This is a genomic window from Microbacterium aurum (genome assembly GCF_016907815.1).
In the GTDB taxonomy this organism is placed as follows: Bacteria; Actinomycetota; Actinomycetes; order Actinomycetales; family Microbacteriaceae; genus Microbacterium; species Microbacterium aurum.
In genome coordinates this window covers 3,051,344-3,071,049 of the sequence record NZ_JAFBCQ010000001.1, presented here as the reverse complement: position 1 = coordinate 3,071,049, position 19,706 = coordinate 3,051,344, and the positions used below count along the sequence as shown (strand labels likewise).

The 19,706-nt window shown below is 63.8% G+C and carries 16 protein-coding genes; 10 read left to right on the top strand and 6 right to left on the bottom strand.

The annotated features are described in order from the left end of the window. Positions 1 to 58 precede the first annotated feature (58 nt). Entirely contained in the window at positions 59 to 1,996 is a 1,938-nt protein-coding gene (locus JOD60_RS15075; RefSeq protein WP_076691425.1) for a DUF6541 family protein, read from the top strand. On the opposite strand, the gene galE is transcribed toward JOD60_RS15075, so the two are convergent. From galE to JOD60_RS15050, 5 genes are all read right to left on the bottom strand, one after another. Continuing rightward, complete coding sequence (galE, locus tag JOD60_RS15070) at positions 1,993 to 3,018, bottom strand: UDP-glucose 4-epimerase GalE (protein WP_076691424.1); 1,026 nt, start codon at positions 3,016 to 3,018, stop codon at positions 1,993 to 1,995. The genes JOD60_RS15075 and galE overlap by 4 nt on opposite strands. 63 nt (positions 3,019 to 3,081) lie before the next feature. Continuing rightward, entirely contained in the window at positions 3,082 to 4,203 is a 1,122-nt protein-coding gene (locus JOD60_RS15065) for a glycosyltransferase family 4 protein (RefSeq protein WP_076692247.1), read from the bottom strand. Positions 4,204 to 4,226: 23 nt separating this feature from the next. Further along, positions 4,227 to 4,997, bottom strand: a complete 771-nt coding sequence (locus tag JOD60_RS15060; protein ID WP_198159064.1) for a glycosyltransferase family 2 protein — start codon at positions 4,995 to 4,997, stop codon at positions 4,227 to 4,229. A 14-nt stretch (positions 4,998 to 5,011) separates the two neighbouring features. Continuing rightward, positions 5,012 to 6,250: a lipopolysaccharide biosynthesis protein gene (locus JOD60_RS15055; protein ID WP_076691422.1), complete on the bottom strand. Its 1,239-nt coding sequence runs from the start codon at positions 6,248 to 6,250 to the stop codon at positions 5,012 to 5,014. 100 nt (positions 6,251 to 6,350) lie between these two features. After that, a complete protein-coding gene (locus JOD60_RS15050) occupies positions 6,351 to 7,271 on the bottom strand; it encodes an alpha-1,2-fucosyltransferase (protein ID WP_198159063.1) in 921 nt (306 codons plus the stop codon). A gap of 156 nt (positions 7,272 to 7,427) precedes the next feature. Between JOD60_RS15050 and JOD60_RS15045 the strand changes: the two genes are divergently transcribed. The 9 genes from JOD60_RS15045 to glf all read left to right on the top strand — a co-directional run bounded on the left by JOD60_RS15045 (position 7,428) and on the right by glf (position 18,250). Then, positions 7,428 to 8,105, top strand: a complete 678-nt coding sequence (locus JOD60_RS15045) for a glycosyltransferase family 2 protein (RefSeq protein ID WP_076691420.1) — start codon at positions 7,428 to 7,430, stop codon at positions 8,103 to 8,105. Between the two features lie 9 nt (positions 8,106 to 8,114). Then, positions 8,115 to 8,486: a DUF2304 domain-containing protein gene (locus tag JOD60_RS15040; protein ID WP_076691419.1), complete on the top strand. Its 372-nt coding sequence runs from the start codon at positions 8,115 to 8,117 to the stop codon at positions 8,484 to 8,486. Positions 8,487 to 8,732: 246 nt separating this feature from the next. Further along, positions 8,733 to 10,028, top strand: a complete 1,296-nt coding sequence (locus JOD60_RS15035) for an ISL3 family transposase (RefSeq protein WP_420811363.1) — start codon at positions 8,733 to 8,735, stop codon at positions 10,026 to 10,028. 283 nt (positions 10,029 to 10,311) lie between these two features. Next, positions 10,312 to 11,373 carry an IS110 family RNA-guided transposase gene (locus tag JOD60_RS15030; protein WP_076688513.1) on the top strand — a complete coding sequence of 354 codons (1,062 nt, stop codon included), beginning with the start codon at positions 10,312 to 10,314 and terminating at the stop codon, positions 11,371 to 11,373. 62 nt (positions 11,374 to 11,435) lie between these two features. Beyond that, positions 11,436 to 13,457: an acyltransferase family protein gene (locus tag JOD60_RS15025; RefSeq protein WP_076691417.1), complete on the top strand. Its 2,022-nt coding sequence runs from the start codon at positions 11,436 to 11,438 to the stop codon at positions 13,455 to 13,457. A gap of 149 nt (positions 13,458 to 13,606) precedes the next feature. Next, positions 13,607 to 14,740 (top strand): polysaccharide pyruvyl transferase family protein, encoded by a 1,134-nt coding sequence (locus tag JOD60_RS15020; protein ID WP_076691416.1) that lies wholly within the window; start codon positions 13,607 to 13,609, stop codon positions 14,738 to 14,740. A 116-nt stretch (positions 14,741 to 14,856) separates the two neighbouring features. Beyond that, positions 14,857 to 15,888: a GDP-mannose 4,6-dehydratase gene (gene gmd, locus JOD60_RS15015; RefSeq protein WP_076692246.1), complete on the top strand. Its 1,032-nt coding sequence runs from the start codon at positions 14,857 to 14,859 to the stop codon at positions 15,886 to 15,888. Between the two features lie 66 nt (positions 15,889 to 15,954). Beyond that, positions 15,955 to 16,935 carry a GDP-L-fucose synthase family protein gene (locus JOD60_RS15010; protein ID WP_076691415.1) on the top strand — a complete coding sequence of 327 codons (981 nt, stop codon included), beginning with the start codon at positions 15,955 to 15,957 and terminating at the stop codon, positions 16,933 to 16,935. Between the two features lie 178 nt (positions 16,936 to 17,113). Continuing rightward, positions 17,114 to 18,250, top strand: coding sequence for a UDP-galactopyranose mutase (gene glf / locus JOD60_RS15005; RefSeq protein ID WP_076691414.1), 1,137 nt, complete (start codon positions 17,114 to 17,116; stop codon positions 18,248 to 18,250). A gap of 34 nt (positions 18,251 to 18,284) precedes the next feature. Here the strand turns inward: glf and JOD60_RS15000 are convergent, their stop codons facing one another. Then, complete coding sequence (locus JOD60_RS15000) at positions 18,285 to 19,703, bottom strand: sugar nucleotide-binding protein (protein ID WP_076691413.1); 1,419 nt, start codon at positions 19,701 to 19,703, stop codon at positions 18,285 to 18,287. Positions 19,704 to 19,706: the final 3 nt, after the last annotated feature.

Sequence of the window (19,706 nt, the reverse complement as noted above, 5' to 3'; positions counted from 1 at the left end):
CGCTAGGGTATCCCGCGGCTGAGGTGAACTACCCCCTCGCCGGGAGGATGCGCTGGACGTGTGGTGGGAACTCGCCTGGGCTGCGACCGTGTTGGTGGCGACCCTACTCACGGTCGGCGGTGTCGTCGGCTGGGGATTAGGTCTTCGGGGACTGTGGCTGTACGCCACCGCTCCGGTCATCGCTGTGCCGCTCGTAGGCGGCGCCGCGATTATCGCGCCCCTTGCCGGAGTTTCATGGTCGATACTGCCAGTTCTTGCGCTGGCCGGGATTACGGGCGCCGTGGTGTGGCTAGTCGCACGGCGTTATGGGGCCGTGATGCCCGTCTCGGGAGCTGCAGGGCCACGTATCGCGGTGGCCCTCGTGATCCCGGCGGTCATCATCGCGTGGCAAATCCTGGGAGCGATCGGGTCACCTGAGAACTTCTCCAACACATTCGACAACGTCTTCCACCTAAACGTTGTTCGCTTCATCCTCGACACCGGTAACGCATCCTCGCTCTGGGTCGGCCACTTAACCGACCACTCAGGCACTGCTGCGTTCTACCCCGCTGCCTGGCACGATGTCGTGTCGCTCGTCGCGCAGTTGAGCGGTACGGATTCCAGAGTCGCAGTAAATGCTATGACGTTGGTCATCAGCGCCGTCATCTGGCCAGCCGGCACTGTGCTGCTTACTCGGCAACTCTTCGGGCTGAATCGTGCGGTGCTGCTGTCCAGCGGAGTCCTCGCCGCCGCATTTCCCACCTTCCCGCTGCTGATGATGGACTACGGCGTTCTCTACCCCTACCAGCTCGGCGTTGCGTTGGTGCCCGCTACGCTTGCCGTCACGCTCAGAGCGGTCAAAGTTGGTTCAAGACACCCGTCGATGCCCACGTGGCAGAGCTGGCTGCTTCTCCTAGGGATCATCCCCGGCGTTCTTCTCGCACATCCGGGCGCGTTCGTCGCGTGGATGGCTTTCACGGTGCCTATCGCCACGCTTCTGTGCGTTCGAGCGCTCAACCGTGCGCGCGGTTGGGCCACGCGCGTTGGCGTGGTCGGTGCATTGCTCGCTTACTTGGCGGTGGGCTTCGTCTTGTTGATGGTCCTTCGGCCGAGCAGCGGGAGGGACTGGCCCATCGAGTTGCGCGTGCGCGGTGCCGTCGCAGAGGTGCTCACGGGTGCAGTCTGGTACGAAGTGCCCGCGATAGCTGGCGTGTTCTTAGTCATCTGTGGGGTGGCCTGGGCTCTGGTGCGTCGTCGCCCGGTCGCGACGGTCACCGTCGCGATGCTGGCCGTAGCGGTCGTCCTCTACATCGTGGTGACGGCGCTGCCGTATCCTCACTTGCGGGACGCGCTCACTGGCAGTTGGTACAACAATCGCCCCCGCCTCGCAGCGCTTCTTCCGCTCCTTGCGGTTCCTCTTGGTGCATACGGAGCTGGCGCGACGTGGGTGTGGATCCGCTCTCGTCAGTGGACTCGTGACCGCGCGCGGAAGGCCCCTCGGCTGGTTAGGCGAGCGGTGCCGGTTGCCCTTCTTGCGGCGGTCTGCGTAACGACGCAGTTGCCGACGATCAGTCCGGTGCCCGCCGCAGTGGAGCGGGCTGCAGAGTCCTACCGCACTTCTCCGTCGGCTCGCTTGATCACATCCGACGAGCTTGCTCTTATCGACCGATTGGACGAAAACGTTCCGGCCGATGCCGTCATCGTCGGCAGTCCCTGGACCGGCACGGCGCTCGCGTATGCTCTCGCCGATCGGCGGGTCGTGCTACCGCATATGTTCACGACCACGTCAGCGGCGGAGGACGAAGTGCTCAGCACGTTGAACGTAGCAACGCCAGGGAGTGCAACGTGCGCGGCACTACTCCAGACGGGGGTCGACTACGTGCTCGACTTCGGAACACAGGAGATCCACGGAGCGTCGCACGTCTATCCGGGCTTAACCAGCCTGGACGTATCGCCGGCGCTTGAGTTGGTCGACCAGCAAGGTCAGGCGAAGCTGTATCGCGTGGTTGGCTGTTAGCTGGACGGAGCGTCGAAACCGTGAGGGTTGAGTTGCTGCCAATGCCACGCGTCGCGGGCCATGTCGTCCAGAGTTAGGCGAGCGGACCAGCCCATCTGTTCCTGCGCCAGTGTCGGGTCGGCCCACGCGCTCGCGATGTCTCCAGCGCGACGTTCGATGATGGTGTATGGGATCTTCGTTCCGGACGCGCGCTCGAATGCATCGACAAGCTCGAGGACCGTCGTCGCGACGCCAGTCCCAAGGTTCCAGATGCGCAGACCGCGAGCCTGGTCCAGTGTGGTCAGCGCTGTGATGTGGCCGTCGGCAAGATCCTGCACATGGATGTAATCGCGCGCACCGGTTCCGTCGGCGGTTGCGTAGTCACCGCCGTACACCGAAAGTTCGGGGAGCCGGCCGACCGCTACCTGGGTGATGTACGGCGCGATATTGTTTGGAATGCCGCGCGGGTTTTCGCCGATGAGGCCCGACGGGTGCGCGCCGACTGGGTTGAAGTACCGCAGTAGAGCGATATCCCAGTTCGCCGCCGCACGCGAAAGATCCGAAAGGATGCGCTCGATCATTACCTTCGTTTGGCCATATGGATTGGTGGCCTCGAGGAGGTCCGCGTCCTCCCGGAAGGGAGGAACACGCCGGTCTCCATAGACGGTTGCGGATGACGAGAAGACGAGCCGGCGCACCCCGGCACTCTCCATGGCGTCGACCAGATTGAGGGTTGAGACAATGTTGTTGCGGTAGTAGCGCAAGGGCTCGGACACGCTCTCCCCGACGGCCTTCAGGCCGGCGAAGTGAATCACGGCATCTGGGGCAGCCTCCGAGACCGCACGATCCGTATCGCCGCGGTCGGTTAAATCGATGGCGTGCAACGACGGGCGACGACCGGTGATCTGTTCGATCCGGTCGATAACGACGGGACTGCTGTTTATGAAGCTGTCGACAATGATTGGCTCATGACCAGCCTCGATCAGTTTGACGACCGTGTGGGAGCCGATGAAGCCGGCGCCTCCGGTGACGAGTACACGCATGCGCTCTTGCCTCCTGAGTGGGTTACGTCGGGCGATGGGGCTGACAATGGGTGTAAGACGACACTATCGAGTCGGTACGGCCGTCGCTTCAAGTGCCGCACGACAGATCTCGGCATACTCATGCGCTCGCGTTGGCCACAACCAATCGGCGATCAAGGCGTCCGAGGCGGGTACCCATTCAGTGCCCACGGTGTCACGGAGCACGTCTAGCAGTTCGTTTGAATCTGCATTGCTAGTGACGCGGATCGGCGCTCCGCGGTCTTGGAGCGTTTTCGCGCCGGGGACGTCGAATGTGACGACTCGTCCAGACTCGGCGATGGACTCGAGCAAGGTCGTCTGAAACCCCTCGGCCAGGATGGTCGGATTGACGAGGGTTGCTCCGCGCAGAGTCGCTCGGACCGCGGGTTGCGAGACTCGTCCGTGCACGACAACGACGTCCTTCAAGCCGAGCCTTCCAATTGCTCGTTGGAGGTCGGGCATATCCGGCCCGTCGCCGACGACGTCGGCTGCGACGGCGACGCCCAGCGTTCGAAGAGCAGCCACAGCCTCCAGAAACACATCCCAACCCTTACCTGGGACTAGCCTTCCCACGAACACGACACGATTCACGTCGTGGATGCGCACTGGGTCATCTGCGGTGGAGACGTCGATCGCGTTGTAGAACACTCGTGCCTCCACGCTCGCTAAGCGCATCACAAACGCGGCCACGGATTCGGAGACCGCCAGCACACGATCCGCCCGCCGCAGCACCCATCGTCCGACGGTAAGGTCGACCAACCGACTGGCGACTCGGATCAAGGGTGAGTCAGTAACGACATGGCCGCTTCCGTGCTCGGTGTGCACCACTACTACTCGCGCTCGCCGCGCCGCGCGAACCCCGATAGCAGTGACTGGAAAGAACCGGGTGTGGACCGACACGATGTCCACTCTCTCGTCGCGCAGGGCACGCGCGAGGCGTCGAGTCGAGCCGAGCGGCGGAAACCCGAGCGTGTCCCCGATACGCCAACGCTCGGTCAACGTAGTGACAACGACGGCGCCGTCGCGGCGCGTTCCTGTATCAGGCCCGAGTGTGTATACATGAACTGAGTGGCCCAGGGCAGCGAGCTCGCGTGCTAGCGATTGAACGTGGAACTCGACGCCGCCCGCGCGCGGTGGGTAATTGTTCACGATGAAGGCGATGCGCAAGGATTGCGTCCTTTCGGCGGGAATCAATATTCGTGCCCAGGTCTCGTAACCCGGTGGTAGCGCGCGTACTGCGCCGCGCGCCAGAGGGCGTCGCGGGCAGCAACCGAGAGCCGGTTCATTCCGAGCGCGCGACCAAGTGTGCGGCGCGCAACCGAGATACGCTGGATGTGTAGCCCGTAAGGGGTTGCGCCGCGGCTGAGTTGGCCGGGATGGATGCGGTACTCCGTGAGCAGGGACGTGAGCACCGGCACCGGTCCGAGGACGGACAATCGCAGGATGAGGTCATAGTCCTCCATCTGCTCCAGCGATTCGTCGTATCCCCCTACCTCCTCAAGTGCCGAGCGACGCAGCATCACGGATGAGTGAGGGATGCAGTTAAAAAGCACGAGGTGACGTCGCACGTCGTCGCCGGATGGCATCCTGATGTTGCCCGCGGGCTCCCCTTCGGGTGTGATCCTGCTGGTCGCCGTGCCGACCAAGGGGGCTGTCGGCTGCGCGCGCAATCGCGCGACCTGTTCTGAGAGGCGGAGTGGGAGCATGCGGTCGTCGGCATCAAGACGCGCGACGAATTCTCCCCTCGCGCGCGCGACGCCCTCAATCATCGCGCGCGTCGGCCCGAGCCGCGACCGCTCGTGGACGAGAACGACGCGTGGATCCGCGGTCCACGACCTCGGCTCAAAGGACGCCGGGCCGTTGATGACGACGATCACTTCAATGCTGACATCGGAGCTGTCCAATGCTGATTGCACGGCTTCATCGAGCCACGAGTCCACTCGGTTGGTGGGGATGATCACGCTGACAGTGGGTGTCACCGCCGAGTCTCCTTCCGCCCCCGCAGCGCAAGGATGACGGCCGCCAGGGCAGCTCGCGACGCGACGGCAACCATGACGGCCCAGAAGGCCCCGGCCAAGCCCATCGACGGAATAAGCACGATGCACGCGGCCAGCGAAAGCGCGGTGGAGCCCACCGCCAGTGTCAGCGTGTGCGCGTAGTCGTTTCGGATAGCGACGGCGGTGGCTAGGAAATGCGCGGCCGGGAGAAGAACCACCGCGAAGCCGAGAGGAACCGCCTCGAGGAGCGACAGGGTGTAGGTAGGGCCGAACACGAGCGGAATCAGGACAGATGCGAGGATCAGGCCAACAGCTGTTATCGGGACGTAAGCTATCGTCCACGAGCCCGCGTGACGTGCCGTCACCGCCAGCAAACGCGCGCTTCGGTGAGTGTGCAGCTCGAGTCGCTGGGCCTGTGGAATCCAGGCCTGCGAGACCACCCCTGTCACGATGTCCGCCAACGCATAGATGTACAAGAGAACCGCTAGTCGCGCCGTCTCGGCCTCACCAAAGGCACTCGTCACTATGTACTGAGGCGCCGTGGAAATCAACGACATCAGAGACATCGCAACGCCCAAGGGAAGGCCTGCGAGTACGATGCGTCGAATCTCGCCAGCTTCGGGAGCATGGTACGACACGCTGTCCTCCGCTCCCGCAGTCACCCTTCGAGCGGGACGGAAGAGGAGCACATAAGTGCAGATGAGCGATGACACCGCGAGCGCCGTGAGGCTCGCGGTGAGGTTTCGTGTGGCGTAGATGACGACGGCCGTCGTAATCGATACGAGTGCCGCAGAGAGGAGGCTGCCGACAAAAACCGTGCGCGCCCGGTCGTGCCGCTGCAGTGATCCGGACACGAAATCGGCGAAATTATCGGACACCTTTGACAGACCCGCGCACGCAAGGATCAGGACTGCCACTGCCGAGGCCAGTGACCCGAAAATGAGCGCGGCCACCAGGGCGCCCGCAGCGGCAGTCGCTTGCACGAGCGTGTAGTGGCGGAATCGGGCTTCCGGCTGCAGCGTGAGCGTAACCGTCCGCATGCCGAGCTGGGCGAAGACAAAGAACGGGGTTACCAGAGCCAGTGAGAGCGAGTAAGTCCCGACGGTCTCGGGTGTGGTCAATCGAGCCAGAAGCAGGAGAATGATCAGCGGACCGAGGTTGCGCAGAAACTGTGCGCCAAGTAGGTAGACGGTGCTCGTGGCCGTACTGACGCTCATGGCTGCCTTCCGGCCGCGGCCGACGGGAGGCGCTGGTATGACCATGCGTTACACCTCGGATCCGCCTTCGTGCGCGCCTTCCGGCGTGATGTATAGCTTATCAGCGAGCGTCTAGCGTCAGCCATTCGGGGAGCAGTTGATCGTGGCCGCTCTGTCCATCCGCTCGCCATGGTCGAGGTGCAACGACGGGAGCAGTCGGCTTCCTTCGCGTAAGCAGCCAGGCGGCCCACCAACTGAAGGATGAGTTACTCATCGCGAACGCCGTACCTCGACTCATCGCACGTATGGTCGCGAGACCTCTGAGGTTGCTCGGCTCGTCGACGAAGCTCACGTCTCCGAGATGAGATAGTTCGCGGCGAGCCATTTCGGGCGAATCGGAGAACACGCGAATATGTGAAGTGGGTGCGGCCAGCGCCCGCAACGTTGCAATCGCCCGGGTGAAATAGGCGCCGCTGGCGATTCCGTGGTGCAGCGCCGTCTGCGGGTTCAGGTAGTCACCTCTTCTCACGTGCGCGGTGATGGCGGCCTCGTGTTCAAATGGGCGGAGCCATCGGGACTCCTCGTCGCTCAGGACGGCTTCCTCTAGCGTCGTTGCTAGTTGCTCGGCGACGCGGTCGAAGTATCGAGGTGACTGGAAGTAGCCAAGCAGGGTGGTCCCTGGAGTGACGAGGTTCACCTCCTCGTGATATCCGAATGTTGGTTGTCGCCACACCTTGAGGTGCCGCGAACTACGGCCTGTCCGGCGAATGACGGCTGGCCTGCGGGGTGAGTTGCGATACCACGGAGAGTCCGCTTCGATCAGGATCCCGCGTCCCTCTAGACCTGATAGTTCGTAATCACGCGGAGTCTCCTTGGCCCGCTCGAGCGGGTCACCCGCGAGAAACCGCGAAGCATCGATGTAGAGAGGGCAACTGAGACGGTCTGCCTGCTGCCAAGCCGCAGCCAGGATGAAGAGCTGATTCCCAAAGCCGCCCTGCAGATACGCGCAGATACCGTCGCTGATGTCACGTGCCGAGGTCATGGATTGCTTTCGAGGGGCGCTACTCGCGCGAATTCGCTGAAACTGAGACTCTACTCCCTCCGGTCGAACGCCTTGCCCGCAGCGCGCAGGGATCTCCCGGCTCAGCATCACTAGAATCTCCCCAAGTCTCCCGATATCTGCCCCGAGGAATCATCCATGCCGTCGCCCAACGCCGACACCTGGGTTGTCATACCCCTGTACAACGAGGCTGCCGTCGTACGCGAGGTTGTTCTTGGCGTTCGTGGGGTTTTCCCGAATGTTGTGTGCGTGGATGACGGCAGTAGGGATGAGTCGGTCACCGAGGCGTTGGCTGGTGGTGCGGTCGTAATCAGGCACCCGATCAACCTCGGCCAGGGCGCAGCGCTGCAAACCGGTCTCGAGTTCGCGCTCGAGCAAGCTGGCGCCCGCTACTTCGTCACCTTCGATTCTGATGGTCAGCACCGCGTCGAGGACGCGCTCGCCATGGTGGAGCGTCTGCGCTCGGAGCCGCTGGACATCGTCGTGGGGTCGCGATTCCTCGCTGCAGGGACCAACGCGAGCGCCATGAAGCGGCTTGTGCTGCGCCTCGCGGTTCTGTTTGAACGAGTCTCAACAGGAGTGAAGCTAACTGATGCGCACAACGGGTTGCGTGCACTGAATCGCACCGCGGCAACGAGGATTCGCATTACCCAAAACCGGATGGCTCACGCGAGCGAGATTGTCGCTCAGATTGGTGTCGAGCATCTGCGCTATGCCGAGCAGCCCGTGCAGATTCTCTACACTGAGTACTCCCGTGCAAAGGGGCAGTCGATGTGGAACTCCGTGAACATCCTCAGCGAACTGTTCATTAAGTAAGGCGGCTTCGTGGATCAACTCATCATCAAGGTGCTGCTGATCGCAGCCTTCGTCGTATTTGCAGTGGTGTTGCTGCGCCCCACGGGCTCGGCGCGTGGGCAGGCACTTCGTACGATCGCGCTACTTTTGTTGTTCGTTGCGGCGGTTCTCGCGGTCATCTTTCCGACGATCATCAACGATGTCGCCGTCGCAGTCGGCGTCGGACGCGGAACCGATCTACTCCTCTACGGTCTCATCGTGGTTTTCGTTGCGAATGCTCTCACCGCCGCCCGCCGTCGGCGTGAGCAGGACATCCAGATCACCCGACTCGCTCGACGCGTCGCGCTGGATACCGTGCATTACCCGGATCGCGGCGACGAGCGGACGCTGCCGGATGTCTGACCGCCTCCTCGCGTGAGCGTTCGAATCCATCCTGGTGCCGACGCTGGTTTGGCGCGCCAAACTGCGAAGGGCGGGTTCCGTAAGGACATCCAAGCGCTGCGTGCCCTAGCGATTACGGCGGTCCTCCTAAACCGGCTCTTCGGACATTCGGTGGGGGTGAGGCTCGCCGGGTGAGGTTCGGCGGGTAGGGGTCGAGGTCCCCGAGGATCAGTAGCTCCAACTGCTGCTCCAACCGAGGACCTCGACGTGTCTCACGATAGTTCGGGGTGCGCTGACGCGTGCTCTGCCGCCTGCCCGTGTTCCCGCTGCGACTTGCTGCTCGGCCTCGATGGGGTCCATGTCAAGGACGTTGACCGCCGTGACGGGCTGCTGATCGTGACCGTCTCGAGCCCGGCGGCACCGACCGGCTGCCCGTCGTGCGGGGTCGTCGCGACCGGCCGCGGACGTCGCCGACGGGTGCTTCACGATGTGCCCGGCGTGACGCGGGTGCGGATCGTGTGGCGGCAGCGGGTCTGGCGGTGCGACGAGGTGGGATGCGTGCGACGGACGTTCGTGGAGCAGCTCCCGGGTCTGGTGGCCCGGCGCGGGTCGATCACCACGCGCGCCGTCGGCTGGGCGATCGGGCAGCTGCGCCGCGAGCACGCCACCGTGCACGGTATCGCCCGTCAGCTCGGAACGTCGTGGAAGACGGTGTGGCGGGCCGTCGAGCCCGAGCTGGTCAAACTGGCTGAGGACGAGTCCCGGTTCGAGAACGTCACCACCCTCGGCGTCGATGAGCACATCTGGCATCACACAGACCCCCGAAAGCGCGGCCCGAAGGAGCTGACCGGGATGGTCGATCTCAGCCGCGACAGCACCGGAAAGACGCGGGCGAGGCTGCTCGACCTCGTGCCCGGCCGCTCCGGGAAGGCCTACGCGTCCTGGCTCGCCGAACGCGGCGAAGCGTTCCGGCAGAACGTGAAGGTCGCAGCTCTTGACCCGTTCGCCGGCTACAAGACCGCGATCGACGACAAGCTCGAAGACGCCACGGCCGTGCTGGACGCGTTCCACGTCGTCAAGCTCGGCACCGCCGCCGTCGACGAGGTCCGCCGCCGCGTCCAGCAAGACACCCTCGGGCATCGCGGTCGGACCGGCGACCCGCTCTACGGGATCCAGACCATCCTCCGCGCCGGCGCCGAGAACCTCACCGAGAAGCAGCGGACCAGGCTCGCGGCAGCGATCGAGGCCGACCCCGCGCACGACGAGGTGTTCGTCGCATGGCAGTGCGCCCAGCAACTGCGTTCCGCCTACCACCAGAAGGACCTCGCCGAGGGGCGGCGGATCGCCGAGAAGGTCGTCGACACATTCCACACCTGCCCGATCCCCGAGATCGCCCGCCTCGGCCGCACCCTCCGCCGCTGGCGAGCCGCGTTCCTGGCCTACTTCACCACCAGCCGGGCGAACAACGGCGGCACCGAAGCAGTGAACGGCATCATCGAACTCCACCGCCGCCTCGCCCGCGGCTTCCGCAACCGCGACAACTACCGGCTCTGTGAGTCTTGAACCGGCTGGTCCGGGACCGGCTGCCAGGATGGTGTCGGCCGCCTCGCTCGGCGTGTGACTCATACCGGCTATGTCCTCCTCGTGGAGTGTCTTCATTGCGGACATGTCCACGCTGAGCGGGTGGCCGGCGCCGTCCCGGCCCACTTGGCGACTTGATCAGAAGACTGCCCGATCCCGCGGGGTCGTGGCCCATCACAGAGCTGTCCCAGTGACTCCTTCCCGGTCCGGCACCGGCCTCAGCGACCGGTCCTGTTCCCAGATCAAGGAAGGAGCGTCGATCGCCATGGCCATCGTCGCGCATACCCATCCATTTGTCATCGGAGTCGACGCTCACGCGAAGACGCATACCCTGGCGATCCTCGCTGCACCGTTGGGAGAACTGGTCGACACTGCACAGTTCCCGACCACTCACGCGGGTCTTCAACGCGCAATCGACTGGGCCGGGCGGCGCACCGGCGCGGACCTGGACGTTTTGTGGGTCATCGAGGGGATCGGCTCCTACGGGGCGCGACTCGCGCAGACGGTCGCGCAGACCGGCTACCAGGTCGCTGAAGCACCCCGGATGAATGCGCGCACGAACCGAGGGGTGGGCAAGTCCGACCCGCTTGATGCCCGCCGAATCGCAGCAGCTGCGCTGCCGCTGGAGATCACGCACCTGAGGAACCCGCGCGACGACGACGGTGAACGCGCCGCTCTGCGCGTGCTCGTCACCGCCCGAGAACACATGACCACCGAACGCACCGGCACCATCAACGCGCTCACCGCGCTGCTGCGGACTGTCAACCTCGGCATCGACGCCCGCCGACCATTGACCAGCACTCAGGTCACCGAGATCACCCGGTGGCGTGCCCGGGCCGAAACAGTCGCTGCCGCTACGGCCCGCGCCGAAGCCATCCGTCTCGCCAAACGAGTGACCGCCCTCAATGACGAACTCGCCGAGAACAGGTTACGAATGGAAGCGCTCGTTCATGCCACTCCAGCGGCGACACTGCTTGACGAGCCTGGCATCGGTGTCGTGACGGCCGCGATCACGATGACCGCCTGGTCACACGTCGGTCGGCTCCGCTCCGAGGCCGCGTTCGCGTCTCTCGCCGGTGTCAACCCCATCCCCGCCTCTTCCGGAAACACCGCCCGACACCGTCTCAACCGTGGCGGTGACAGGCGGCTGAACCGAGCCCTGCACATGGCCGTCGTCACCCGCATGCGCTGCGACCCCGCCACCCGCGCCTACGTCGAACGACGCCGCACCGAAGGCCGCACCAACAAGGAGATCCGCCGCTGCCTCAAGCGCTACCTCGCCCGACGGATCTATCGTCAACTGAACCGTGCCGTAACGCCGACTTGACACACATAGAAGAGTCCGCATGCTCCTCGCCGCCGGCGGACTCACCCCATGACCCCCACCGAATGTCCGAAGAGCCCCTAAACCATCTTTGGCCAACGCGTCTTCCCGGTGGCTACGTAGGTGTAGACGTATTCTTCGTGATCTCGGGGTACCTCATCACCGCGCATCTTCTGAAAGAAGTCGTGATGACGGGTGGCATCCGGCTGGGCGCCTTCTATGCACGTCGTATCCGGCGGTTGCTGCCGGCAGCGCTGCTCGTACTCGCTGCATCGGCGACGCTCGTTTTCGTGTACCTGCCGTACACGCGGTGGGAGCGAAACGGCACCGAGATCGCCGCAAGCGCAGGGTACGTAGAGAACTGGTGGCTGGCTCACCTATCCGTCAATTACTCTGCGCTCAATGACTCTGCGAGCGTCGCGCAGCATTACTGGTCTCTTTCGGTCGAAGAGCAGTTCTACCTGGTGTGGCCGCTCCTGATCGTCGCTGCGCTGACGATATTCTCATCCCGCATCGGGGGTACTGCAGCGCGACGTGGGACAGTCGTCGGATTGCTCGCCGTGGTCTTCGCCTCATCGCTAGCCGCTAGCATCGTGTTCACTCAGTTTGAACCGAGCCAAGCCTACTTTGTGACCTTCACGCGAGGCTGGGAGTTTGCGGTCGGAGGTATACTCGCGGCGATGGGCGGCGCCCGTCTGCGAATGCCACAGCCTGTCGCGAACATCATGGCAGTGGCCGGCATCGTAGGCATCCTTTTCAGTCTCCTGGCTTTCGGTCCGGAGACACCCTTCCCTGGGGTGGCTGCGCTCGTGCCCGTGCTCGGCACCGCCGCTATCATCGCCGCAGGGACTCGTGAGGGCGGGCTCGCGCACTCCTGGGTGACTGGCAATGCGTTCACTCAGTGGCTGGGCGGGGTGTCGTACTCGTTGTACCTCTGGCACTGGCCAATCATCGTGATCGCGCCGTTCGTGCTGGGGACGGAACTCACTGGGCTGTCGAGGATCGGTCTACTCGCCATTGCACTCGTCCTCGCCTGGCTCACAAAGGCCCTGGTCGAGGACCCGGCTCGCAACTGGGTGTTCTGGCGGTCCAGCACCCTGAGGTCGATCGTTCTCATGGTGGTCGGGGTACTAGCCGTCTTGGCGTGTGCCGGAGGGCTCCTAATCGGATCCGCGCTGCGCTCGACCGCAGACAGGCCTGACGCGCCTCTAGCAACCGGGTCGTGCGACGGTCCGCATGCGCTGTCCAATGCAGCGGACTGCCCTAGCGTCTTCGACCTTGCCGACTCGCCGTACATGGGGAAGCGCAACGAGTACTTCTTCTACCCCCCACAATGCGGTCCAACACAACCGGATCCACACGGTGGCGATGTAGTCCCCATAATTGTCTGCGACTTCAGTAACGAATCGGGTCCGAAGAGCAACGTGTGGGTCGTAGGCGACTCGCACGCTCAGCAGTGGCAGGGGGCAGTCTTCGAGCTTGCTCGACGAGAGGGCTGGATTGTGACGCTCGCCTACCGCGGTCACTGCCCGCCAGCCGATGTGGCCTACATCGGCTTCCGGACGGTGTTGAGCGCTGGCGAGGTCAGCGGATGTCGCGAATGGAGTCGGGCCGTGACAGGTGCCGTCGAGGAGGCTCGACCGGAGATGGTCTTCACCGGTATGGCCGCGCGTCAGTACCTCGTCGACGATGGCAGCGGCCGCTCGGCAGCGGAACAGATGATCGACGGCATGACGTCCGATTGGGCGGCATGGTCGTCCGTCGGTTCGCGCGTCATTGCAATGGCGGATCCGCCATTCAACGGTGAAGTCAGGGATCCGGATTGTGTGATCCTGAATACTCAGGATCCTGTTGCGTGTGCGCGGCCGCGCTCCGAAGCTCAACCCGCCGACCCAGTAGTTTCCGCCGTGTCCCGAATGGGCGATGAACGTGTCTCCCTCGTCGACCTCACCGATCACTTCTGTGACGTCGACACCTGCTATGCCGTCGTTGGGGGTGTCCCGGTCTACTATGACGCTGACCACTTGAACCTGGTCTACGTGAGAATGCTTGCCGACGATATCGCAGGCGCTGTGGGGATTCGCTGAATGGCTGATCAGCATCTACTGGGCTCATCAGACTGGTTCGAAGCGGAGTTCTCGCAACGTCTGTACATGTGACAATCTCTTACAACGCAGTGCGCGACGCGCACGGTAGCACCGGACCGCACCCGACCAGGCCCGGATTGAGGAAAACCATGCTCCACCGCCGACGAGCACCCGCGCGCCCGTACTACTTGGTTTCCGCAGCGGGGCTACCTAACTACGGTGACGAGATCCTGACACGTGTTTGGCTAGACTGGCTGGCAAAGAATCGGCCAAACACGCCTGTCTGGCTGGACTGCCCAGAGCCGGGTCGCGCGAATCACCTCTTTGCGGATGCGCATCCGCTGCTTCGAACGACCAATACCCTCTGGCACCTTGCCTTCAGCTCCAAGGGACTTGAGCTAAACGAGGCCGCGTCGCGTGCAGAGCAACTTGTGTCGAGCCTGGGCTCTCCGAGATTCGACTTGGGATTGCTCGACCTCCGACAGATGCAATCGGTGCACCTTCTCGGCGGCGGCTACCTGAACTCCATCTGGCCGGAGCACCTGGCGCTTCTGCCTGCTGTGGTGACATTGAAGAAGCTTTTCGGCGTTCCTGCTTTCGCTACTGGTCAGGGGCTCATGCCGCTTGACGATGAAGCGCGTCAACGCGTCTCCGAGTGGGCGAACGCATTCGATGTCTTCGAGACCCGTGATGAGGCCAGCGCTGCGGCCGTCGGAGTTGGCGCCGGGTTTGACGACGCTTTCCTGGCCTTCGCGAATGACCGGATGCTCTACTCGAATGAGGATGCGCCGGAGGTGATGCTGGTGATCCAGGGGGATTTCATGTCACCGGACGCCGCGGAAGACACTGTGGATGCTGTCGAGGCGTTTGTACGGCGACGAGCTAAGGGTCACCGCGTTGGGTTGATTGAGTCCATCCCCCCTGACGACGCCTGGATTCTACATCGCTTGGGGGAGCGTGGCATCGACGTGGAGTTTTACCCTTTTAGTCGAATCTGGAAGGAAGGGCTACCAGCCAGGGCTGGGCAGGAGTGGCTGACAACGCGCTTCCATTTTCACCTGCTCGCGGCTGCGGTAGGGGCGCACGGCGCGGCGATCGAACTTCACCCAGAGTATTACGCTGTCAAGCATGGGTCGCTGCGGTCCCTCGGTACCGGCTGGGCGCAGCCCTCCATCGCAGATGCCGGCAACGTAGTCCCGGCTGCGTCGAAAGCGTTCGCCCATACCGTAAGAGAACTCTCGCGACGCAAAGCGTCACTCGCCAGGTCGCTCTACCCCCGCTGATTGCCAGGTGCGTCTCGGTAGTCCGACGGCGTCCTGGATAGGATAAGGAGCCGCTTCCGCGTTTGCGATTCGGCGAGAACTACGTAGTTGTGTACATCGACGGGATCGAGAAGCAAGTGACCAAGCGCGCACTGATCACAGGTATTACGGGTCAGGATGGCTCTTATCTTGCGGAGCTTCTGCTCGCGAAGGGGTATGAGGTTCATGGTCTGATTCGTCGGGCGTCGACGTTCAACACGTCGCGGATTGACCACTTGTATGTGGATCCGCATGACCCCGAGGCGAAGCTGTTCCTGCATTACGGTGATCTCAGTGATGGCGCTCGGCTGGTGACGTTGCTGGGTGAGATCAACCCGGATGAGGTGTACAACCTCGCGGCGCAGTCGCACGTGCGGGTGTCGTTCGATGAGCCGGAGCACACGGCGGACACGACGGGGACGGGCACGATCCGCCTTCTGGAGGCGGTGCGGATGGCGGGGATCAGTCCGCGGTTCTATCAGGCGTCGTCGTCTGAGTTGTATGGGGCGACGCCGCCGCCGCAGAATGAGGAGACCCCGTTCTACCCGCGTTCTCCGTATGCGGCTGCGAAGCTGTACAGCTACTGGATCACGAAGAACTACCGGGAGGCGTACGACCTGTTCGCCGTCAACGGGATCCTGTTCAACCACGAGTCCCCGCGTCGTGGTGAGACGTTCGTGACGCGTAAGATCACGCGTGCGGTCGCGCGGATCAAGGCGGGGGTTCAGAAGGACCTGTACCTGGGGAACCTCGACTCGATCCGGGACTGGGGGTACGCGGCGGAATACGTCGAGGGGATGTGGCGGATGCTGCAGGCCGACACCCCGGAGGACTACGTCCTCGCGACGGGTGTCGGGTACACGATCAAGGACTTCCTGGAGGTCTCGTTCGGTCACGTCGGGCTGGAGTGGCAGAAGTATGTGAAGTTCGATGAGCGGTATCTGCGTCCCACCGAGGTCGACGCGCTGATCGGCGACTCGACGAAGGCGCAGGAGAAGCTGGGCTGGACGCCGACGATCGACGGTGCCCAGCTGGCGCGGATCATGGTCGATGCGGATGTGGAAGCGCTCGAGCATGAGGGGCGCCCGTGGATCGACAAGGTGTCGCTGGAATCGTGGGGACTCAAGTGACGTTGGCTGCTGAGTGTGGGCGTTTCGGCTCGCTGCGCTCGCTCAACGACCGGTGAGGAACCACCTGTGACTGCATCTGACGGACTGGATTTCACACCCTCCGAGCTGGACCGGGATGCGACGTTCTACGTCGCCGGGCACCGGGGGCTCGTGGGTTCGGCGATCGTCCGGAAACTGGAGGCCGAGGGCTTCGGCAACATCGTCGGGAAGACGTCCGCTGAGCTGGATCTGAAGGACCGGGACGCGGTGTTCGCGTACATGGCCGAGATCAAACCGAAGTACCTGGTGCTGGCGGCGGCGAAGGTCGGCGGGATCCTCGCGAACTCGACCTACCCGGTCGACTTCCTCAGCGACAACCTCCGCATCCAGACCAACGTCCTCGACGCGGCCCTCGCCAACGACGTGGAACGGGTCGCGTTCCTCGGGTCGTCGTGCATCTACCCGAAGTTCGCCGAGCAGCCCATCCGCGAAGACTCGCTCCTCACCGGGCACCTCGAGCCCACGAACGACGCGTACGCGATCGCGAAGATCGCCGGCATCCTCAACGTTCAAGCGGTGCGCCGTCAGTACGGGCTGCCGTGGATCTCTGCGATGCCGACCAACCTCTACGGCCCGAACGACAACTTCTCCCCGAAGGGGTCACACGTCCTCCCCGCGCTGATCCGCCGCTACGACGAGGCCGCCCGTACCGGGGCAGGTACGGTGACGAACTGGGGCACCGGGTCCCCACGCCGCGAGTTCCTGCACTCCGACGACATGGCCGACGCCGTCCTGCACCTCCTCGAGCACTACGACGGCCCGGAACAGGTCAACGTCGGCACCGGGACGGACGTCACCATCAAGGAGATCGCCGAGACCATCGCCACCGTCACCGGCTACCAGGGCGAGACGGAATGGGACACCACCAAACCCGACGGCACCCCCCAGAAACTCCTCGACGTGTCAAAACTCGCAGACGCAGGCTGGACCGCGAAGATCACCCTCGAAGAAGGACTCGACCGCACCGTCACCTGGTACCGCGACCACGCGGACGCACTCCGTCAGTAGCGATCAATGGATCCGTGGTGGTGGCCTCCCGTCAGACCGCGCCTGGCCCGCGCCCACCTCGCCAGTGCTTGTGTTCACTACCCCAGACCAGTGAGCGCCTCCGAATCAGCGGACCTGCGCGGATACACTAGTCCGGGTTGTCGCGCGAGCACACACCAACGCAAAACGAAAGCAGCACATGGATCTCCTGATTGTCGGTTCGGGTTTCTTCGGTCTCACGATCGCTGAGCGAGCCGCTGCGGCTGGCCGGAAGGTGACGGTCATCGATCGTCGTCATCACATCGGTGGGAACGCGTTCAGCGAGGATGAGGCGACGACCGGGATCGAGGTGCATCGGTATGGGGCGCACCTCTTCCATACGTCGAACGCGACGGTGTGGGAGTACGTCAGCCGTTTCACGACCTTCACGAACTACGTGCACCGGGTGTACACGAACCACAAGGGTGTCGTGTTCCCGTTGCCGATCAACCTGGGGACGATCAATCAGTTCTTCCAGGCCGCCTATACGCCGGATGAGGCGCGGGCGTTGGTGCACGATCTGGCGGGGGAGTTCGACCCAAAGACGGCGCAGAATCTGGAGGAGCGGGGGATCGGTCTGATCGGTCGCCCGCTGTACGAGGCATTCATCCGTGACTACACGGCGAAGCAGTGGCAGACGGACCCGAAGGAACTGCCTGCGGAGATCATCAGTCGCCTTCCGGTGCGGTACACGTACGACAACCGATACTTCAACGACACATGGGAGGGTCTGCCGACCGATGGGTACACGGCATGGTTGGAGCGGATGGCCGACCACCCGAGTATTGAGATGAAGCTGTCGACGGACTTCTTCGACGAGTCGCAGCCGTTGAACAAGAAGGCGACCGTGGGGCAGGTGCCGGTCGTCTATACCGGTCCCGTGGATCGCTACTTCGACTACGCCGAAGGTGAGCTGTCGTGGCGGACGTTGGACTTCGAGGAGGAAGTCCTTGACGTGGGCGATTTCCAGGGCACAAGCGTCATGAACTACGCGGATGCCGGGGTGCCGTACACCCGTATCCACGAGTTCAAGCACTTCCACCCGGAGCGCGCGGACCGGTATCCGACCGACAAGACCGTGATCATGCGGGAGTTCTCCCGGTTCGCGACCCGTGACGACGAACCGTACTACCCGGTGAACACTCCGGAGGACCGGGCTGGCCTGCTCGCTTACCGAGAGCTCGCGAAGGGGGAGACGGACGTCCACTTCGGCGGACGGCTCGGCACTTACCAGTACCTCGACATGCACATGGCCATCGGCTCAGCGCTGTCAATGTGGAATAACCACCTCGCCTGAACCCTCCGGCCAACGGAGTCCGCCCGCAAAACGACTAGCGTCGATCCTTTCGCAGGTACTCCCGTAGGACCATCGAGCTATCGCGGGGTGAGAATGAGGTCCGTGTTAGGCGCGCAAGATCGAGGGTGCCGTTTCGAGGGCGGGGCGCTTTCGCACCCGTGTCTAACTGGTGGTACTCCGGCGTCGAGACCGCGGTCACGCGATCGGGATGGCTCCCCAGAAGAGCGAATACTCCGCGCGCGACGTCCGCCCACGACTGAGGTTCGCCCCCACCGGTGAGGTTGTAGGTGCCATAGTCCGCGCCGGTCTCGAGCAGATGACGGATGCCGCGGGCGATGTCGTCGGTGAGGGTGAGTCGGCCGAATTGATCGTCGACGACGTTAGGGTTGACGCCGCGTTCGGCGAGTGTAGCCATCGTACGCACGAAGTTGTTGCCGTCGCCGATCACCCAGCTGGTCCGCACGATGTAATGGCGGGGGACGGTCGATACGATCGCATCACCGGCGGCCTTCGTCTGGCCGTAGACGCCGAGCGGGCAGATCGGGTCGTCCTCGCGGTACGGGCGGTTGAGCGTTCCGTCGAAGACGTAGTCGCTCGAGACGTGTACGAGCGTGATGCCGTTCTCGGCGGCGAGGCGGGCGAGCGCGGCGACACCGGTGACGTTCGCGGCCCAGGCATCCTTGCGCCCCTCGGGGGTCTCGGCGAGATCGACCTTCGTGTAGGCGGCAGCGTTGATGATCGTGCCGTAATCGCGCCAACGACGCGCGGTGGCGAGGTCGGGGGACGAGATGTCGAGGGTCGCGCGGTCGGCGTACTCGATGTGCGGCGCGTCGCCGTATTCTGCGCGGAGCGCCCGCCCGAGCTGGCCGTTCGCGCCCAGCACGAGGATCTTCTTCGGCGGGATCGGCGTGACATCGGCGAGGCGCGGGTGAGCGAGATCCTTCGCCGAGATCTCGACGTCGGTCAGGGGGATCGGCCAGTCGATCGCGGCGGTCTCGTCGGCGAGGTTGAGGAACGAGTATGCGGCGTCCGGTGACCAGTGGTCGTTCACGAGATACGTGTACGCCGTGTCGGGCTCGAGGGTTTGGTACGAGTTTCCGACGCCCCGGGGGACGAAGATCGCCTTCGACGGGTCCAGCTCGGTCGTGAACACGGCACCGAACGTGGGGCCCTCTCGGAGGTCGACCCAGGCCCCGAAGATCCGGCCGGTCGCGACGGAGACCCACTTGTCCCATGGTTCGGCATGAATCCCGCGGGTGGTGCCGACCGCGTCGTTGAACGAGATGTTGTTCTGCACCGGGCCGAAGTCAGGCAGACCCAGCGCGGTCATCTTCTCGCGCTGCCAGTTCTCTTTGAACCAGCCGCGGGCGTCGCCGTGCACGGGGAGGTCGAAGACGACCAGGCCCGGGATATTCGTCTCGGTGACGCCGAGCTGCTTGCCGTACGTGGTCATACC

Coding starts and splice junctions, on each gene's coding strand:
- galE (WP_076691424.1), bottom strand. CDS start 3,018: ATGCGTGTACTCGTCACCGGAGGCGCCGGCTTCATCGGCTCCCACACG.
- JOD60_RS15055 (WP_076691422.1), bottom strand. CDS start 6,250: ATGAGCGTCAGTACGGCCACGAGCACCGTCTACCTACTTGGCGCACAG.
- JOD60_RS15050 (WP_198159063.1), bottom strand. CDS start 7,271: ATGACCTCGGCACGTGACATCAGCGACGGTATCTGCGCGTATCTGCAG.
- JOD60_RS15045 (WP_076691420.1), top strand. CDS start 7,428: ATGCCGTCGCCCAACGCCGACACCTGGGTTGTCATACCCCTGTACAAC.
- JOD60_RS15030 (WP_076688513.1), top strand. CDS start 10,312: ATGGCCATCGTCGCGCATACCCATCCATTTGTCATCGGAGTCGACGCT.
- JOD60_RS15025 (WP_076691417.1), top strand. CDS start 11,436: ATGTCCGAAGAGCCCCTAAACCATCTTTGGCCAACGCGTCTTCCCGGT.
- JOD60_RS15020 (WP_076691416.1), top strand. CDS start 13,607: ATGCTCCACCGCCGACGAGCACCCGCGCGCCCGTACTACTTGGTTTCC.
- glf (WP_076691414.1), top strand. CDS start 17,114: ATGGATCTCCTGATTGTCGGTTCGGGTTTCTTCGGTCTCACGATCGCT.
- JOD60_RS15000 (WP_076691413.1), bottom strand. CDS start 19,703: ATGACCACGTACGGCAAGCAGCTCGGCGTCACCGAGACGAATATCCCG.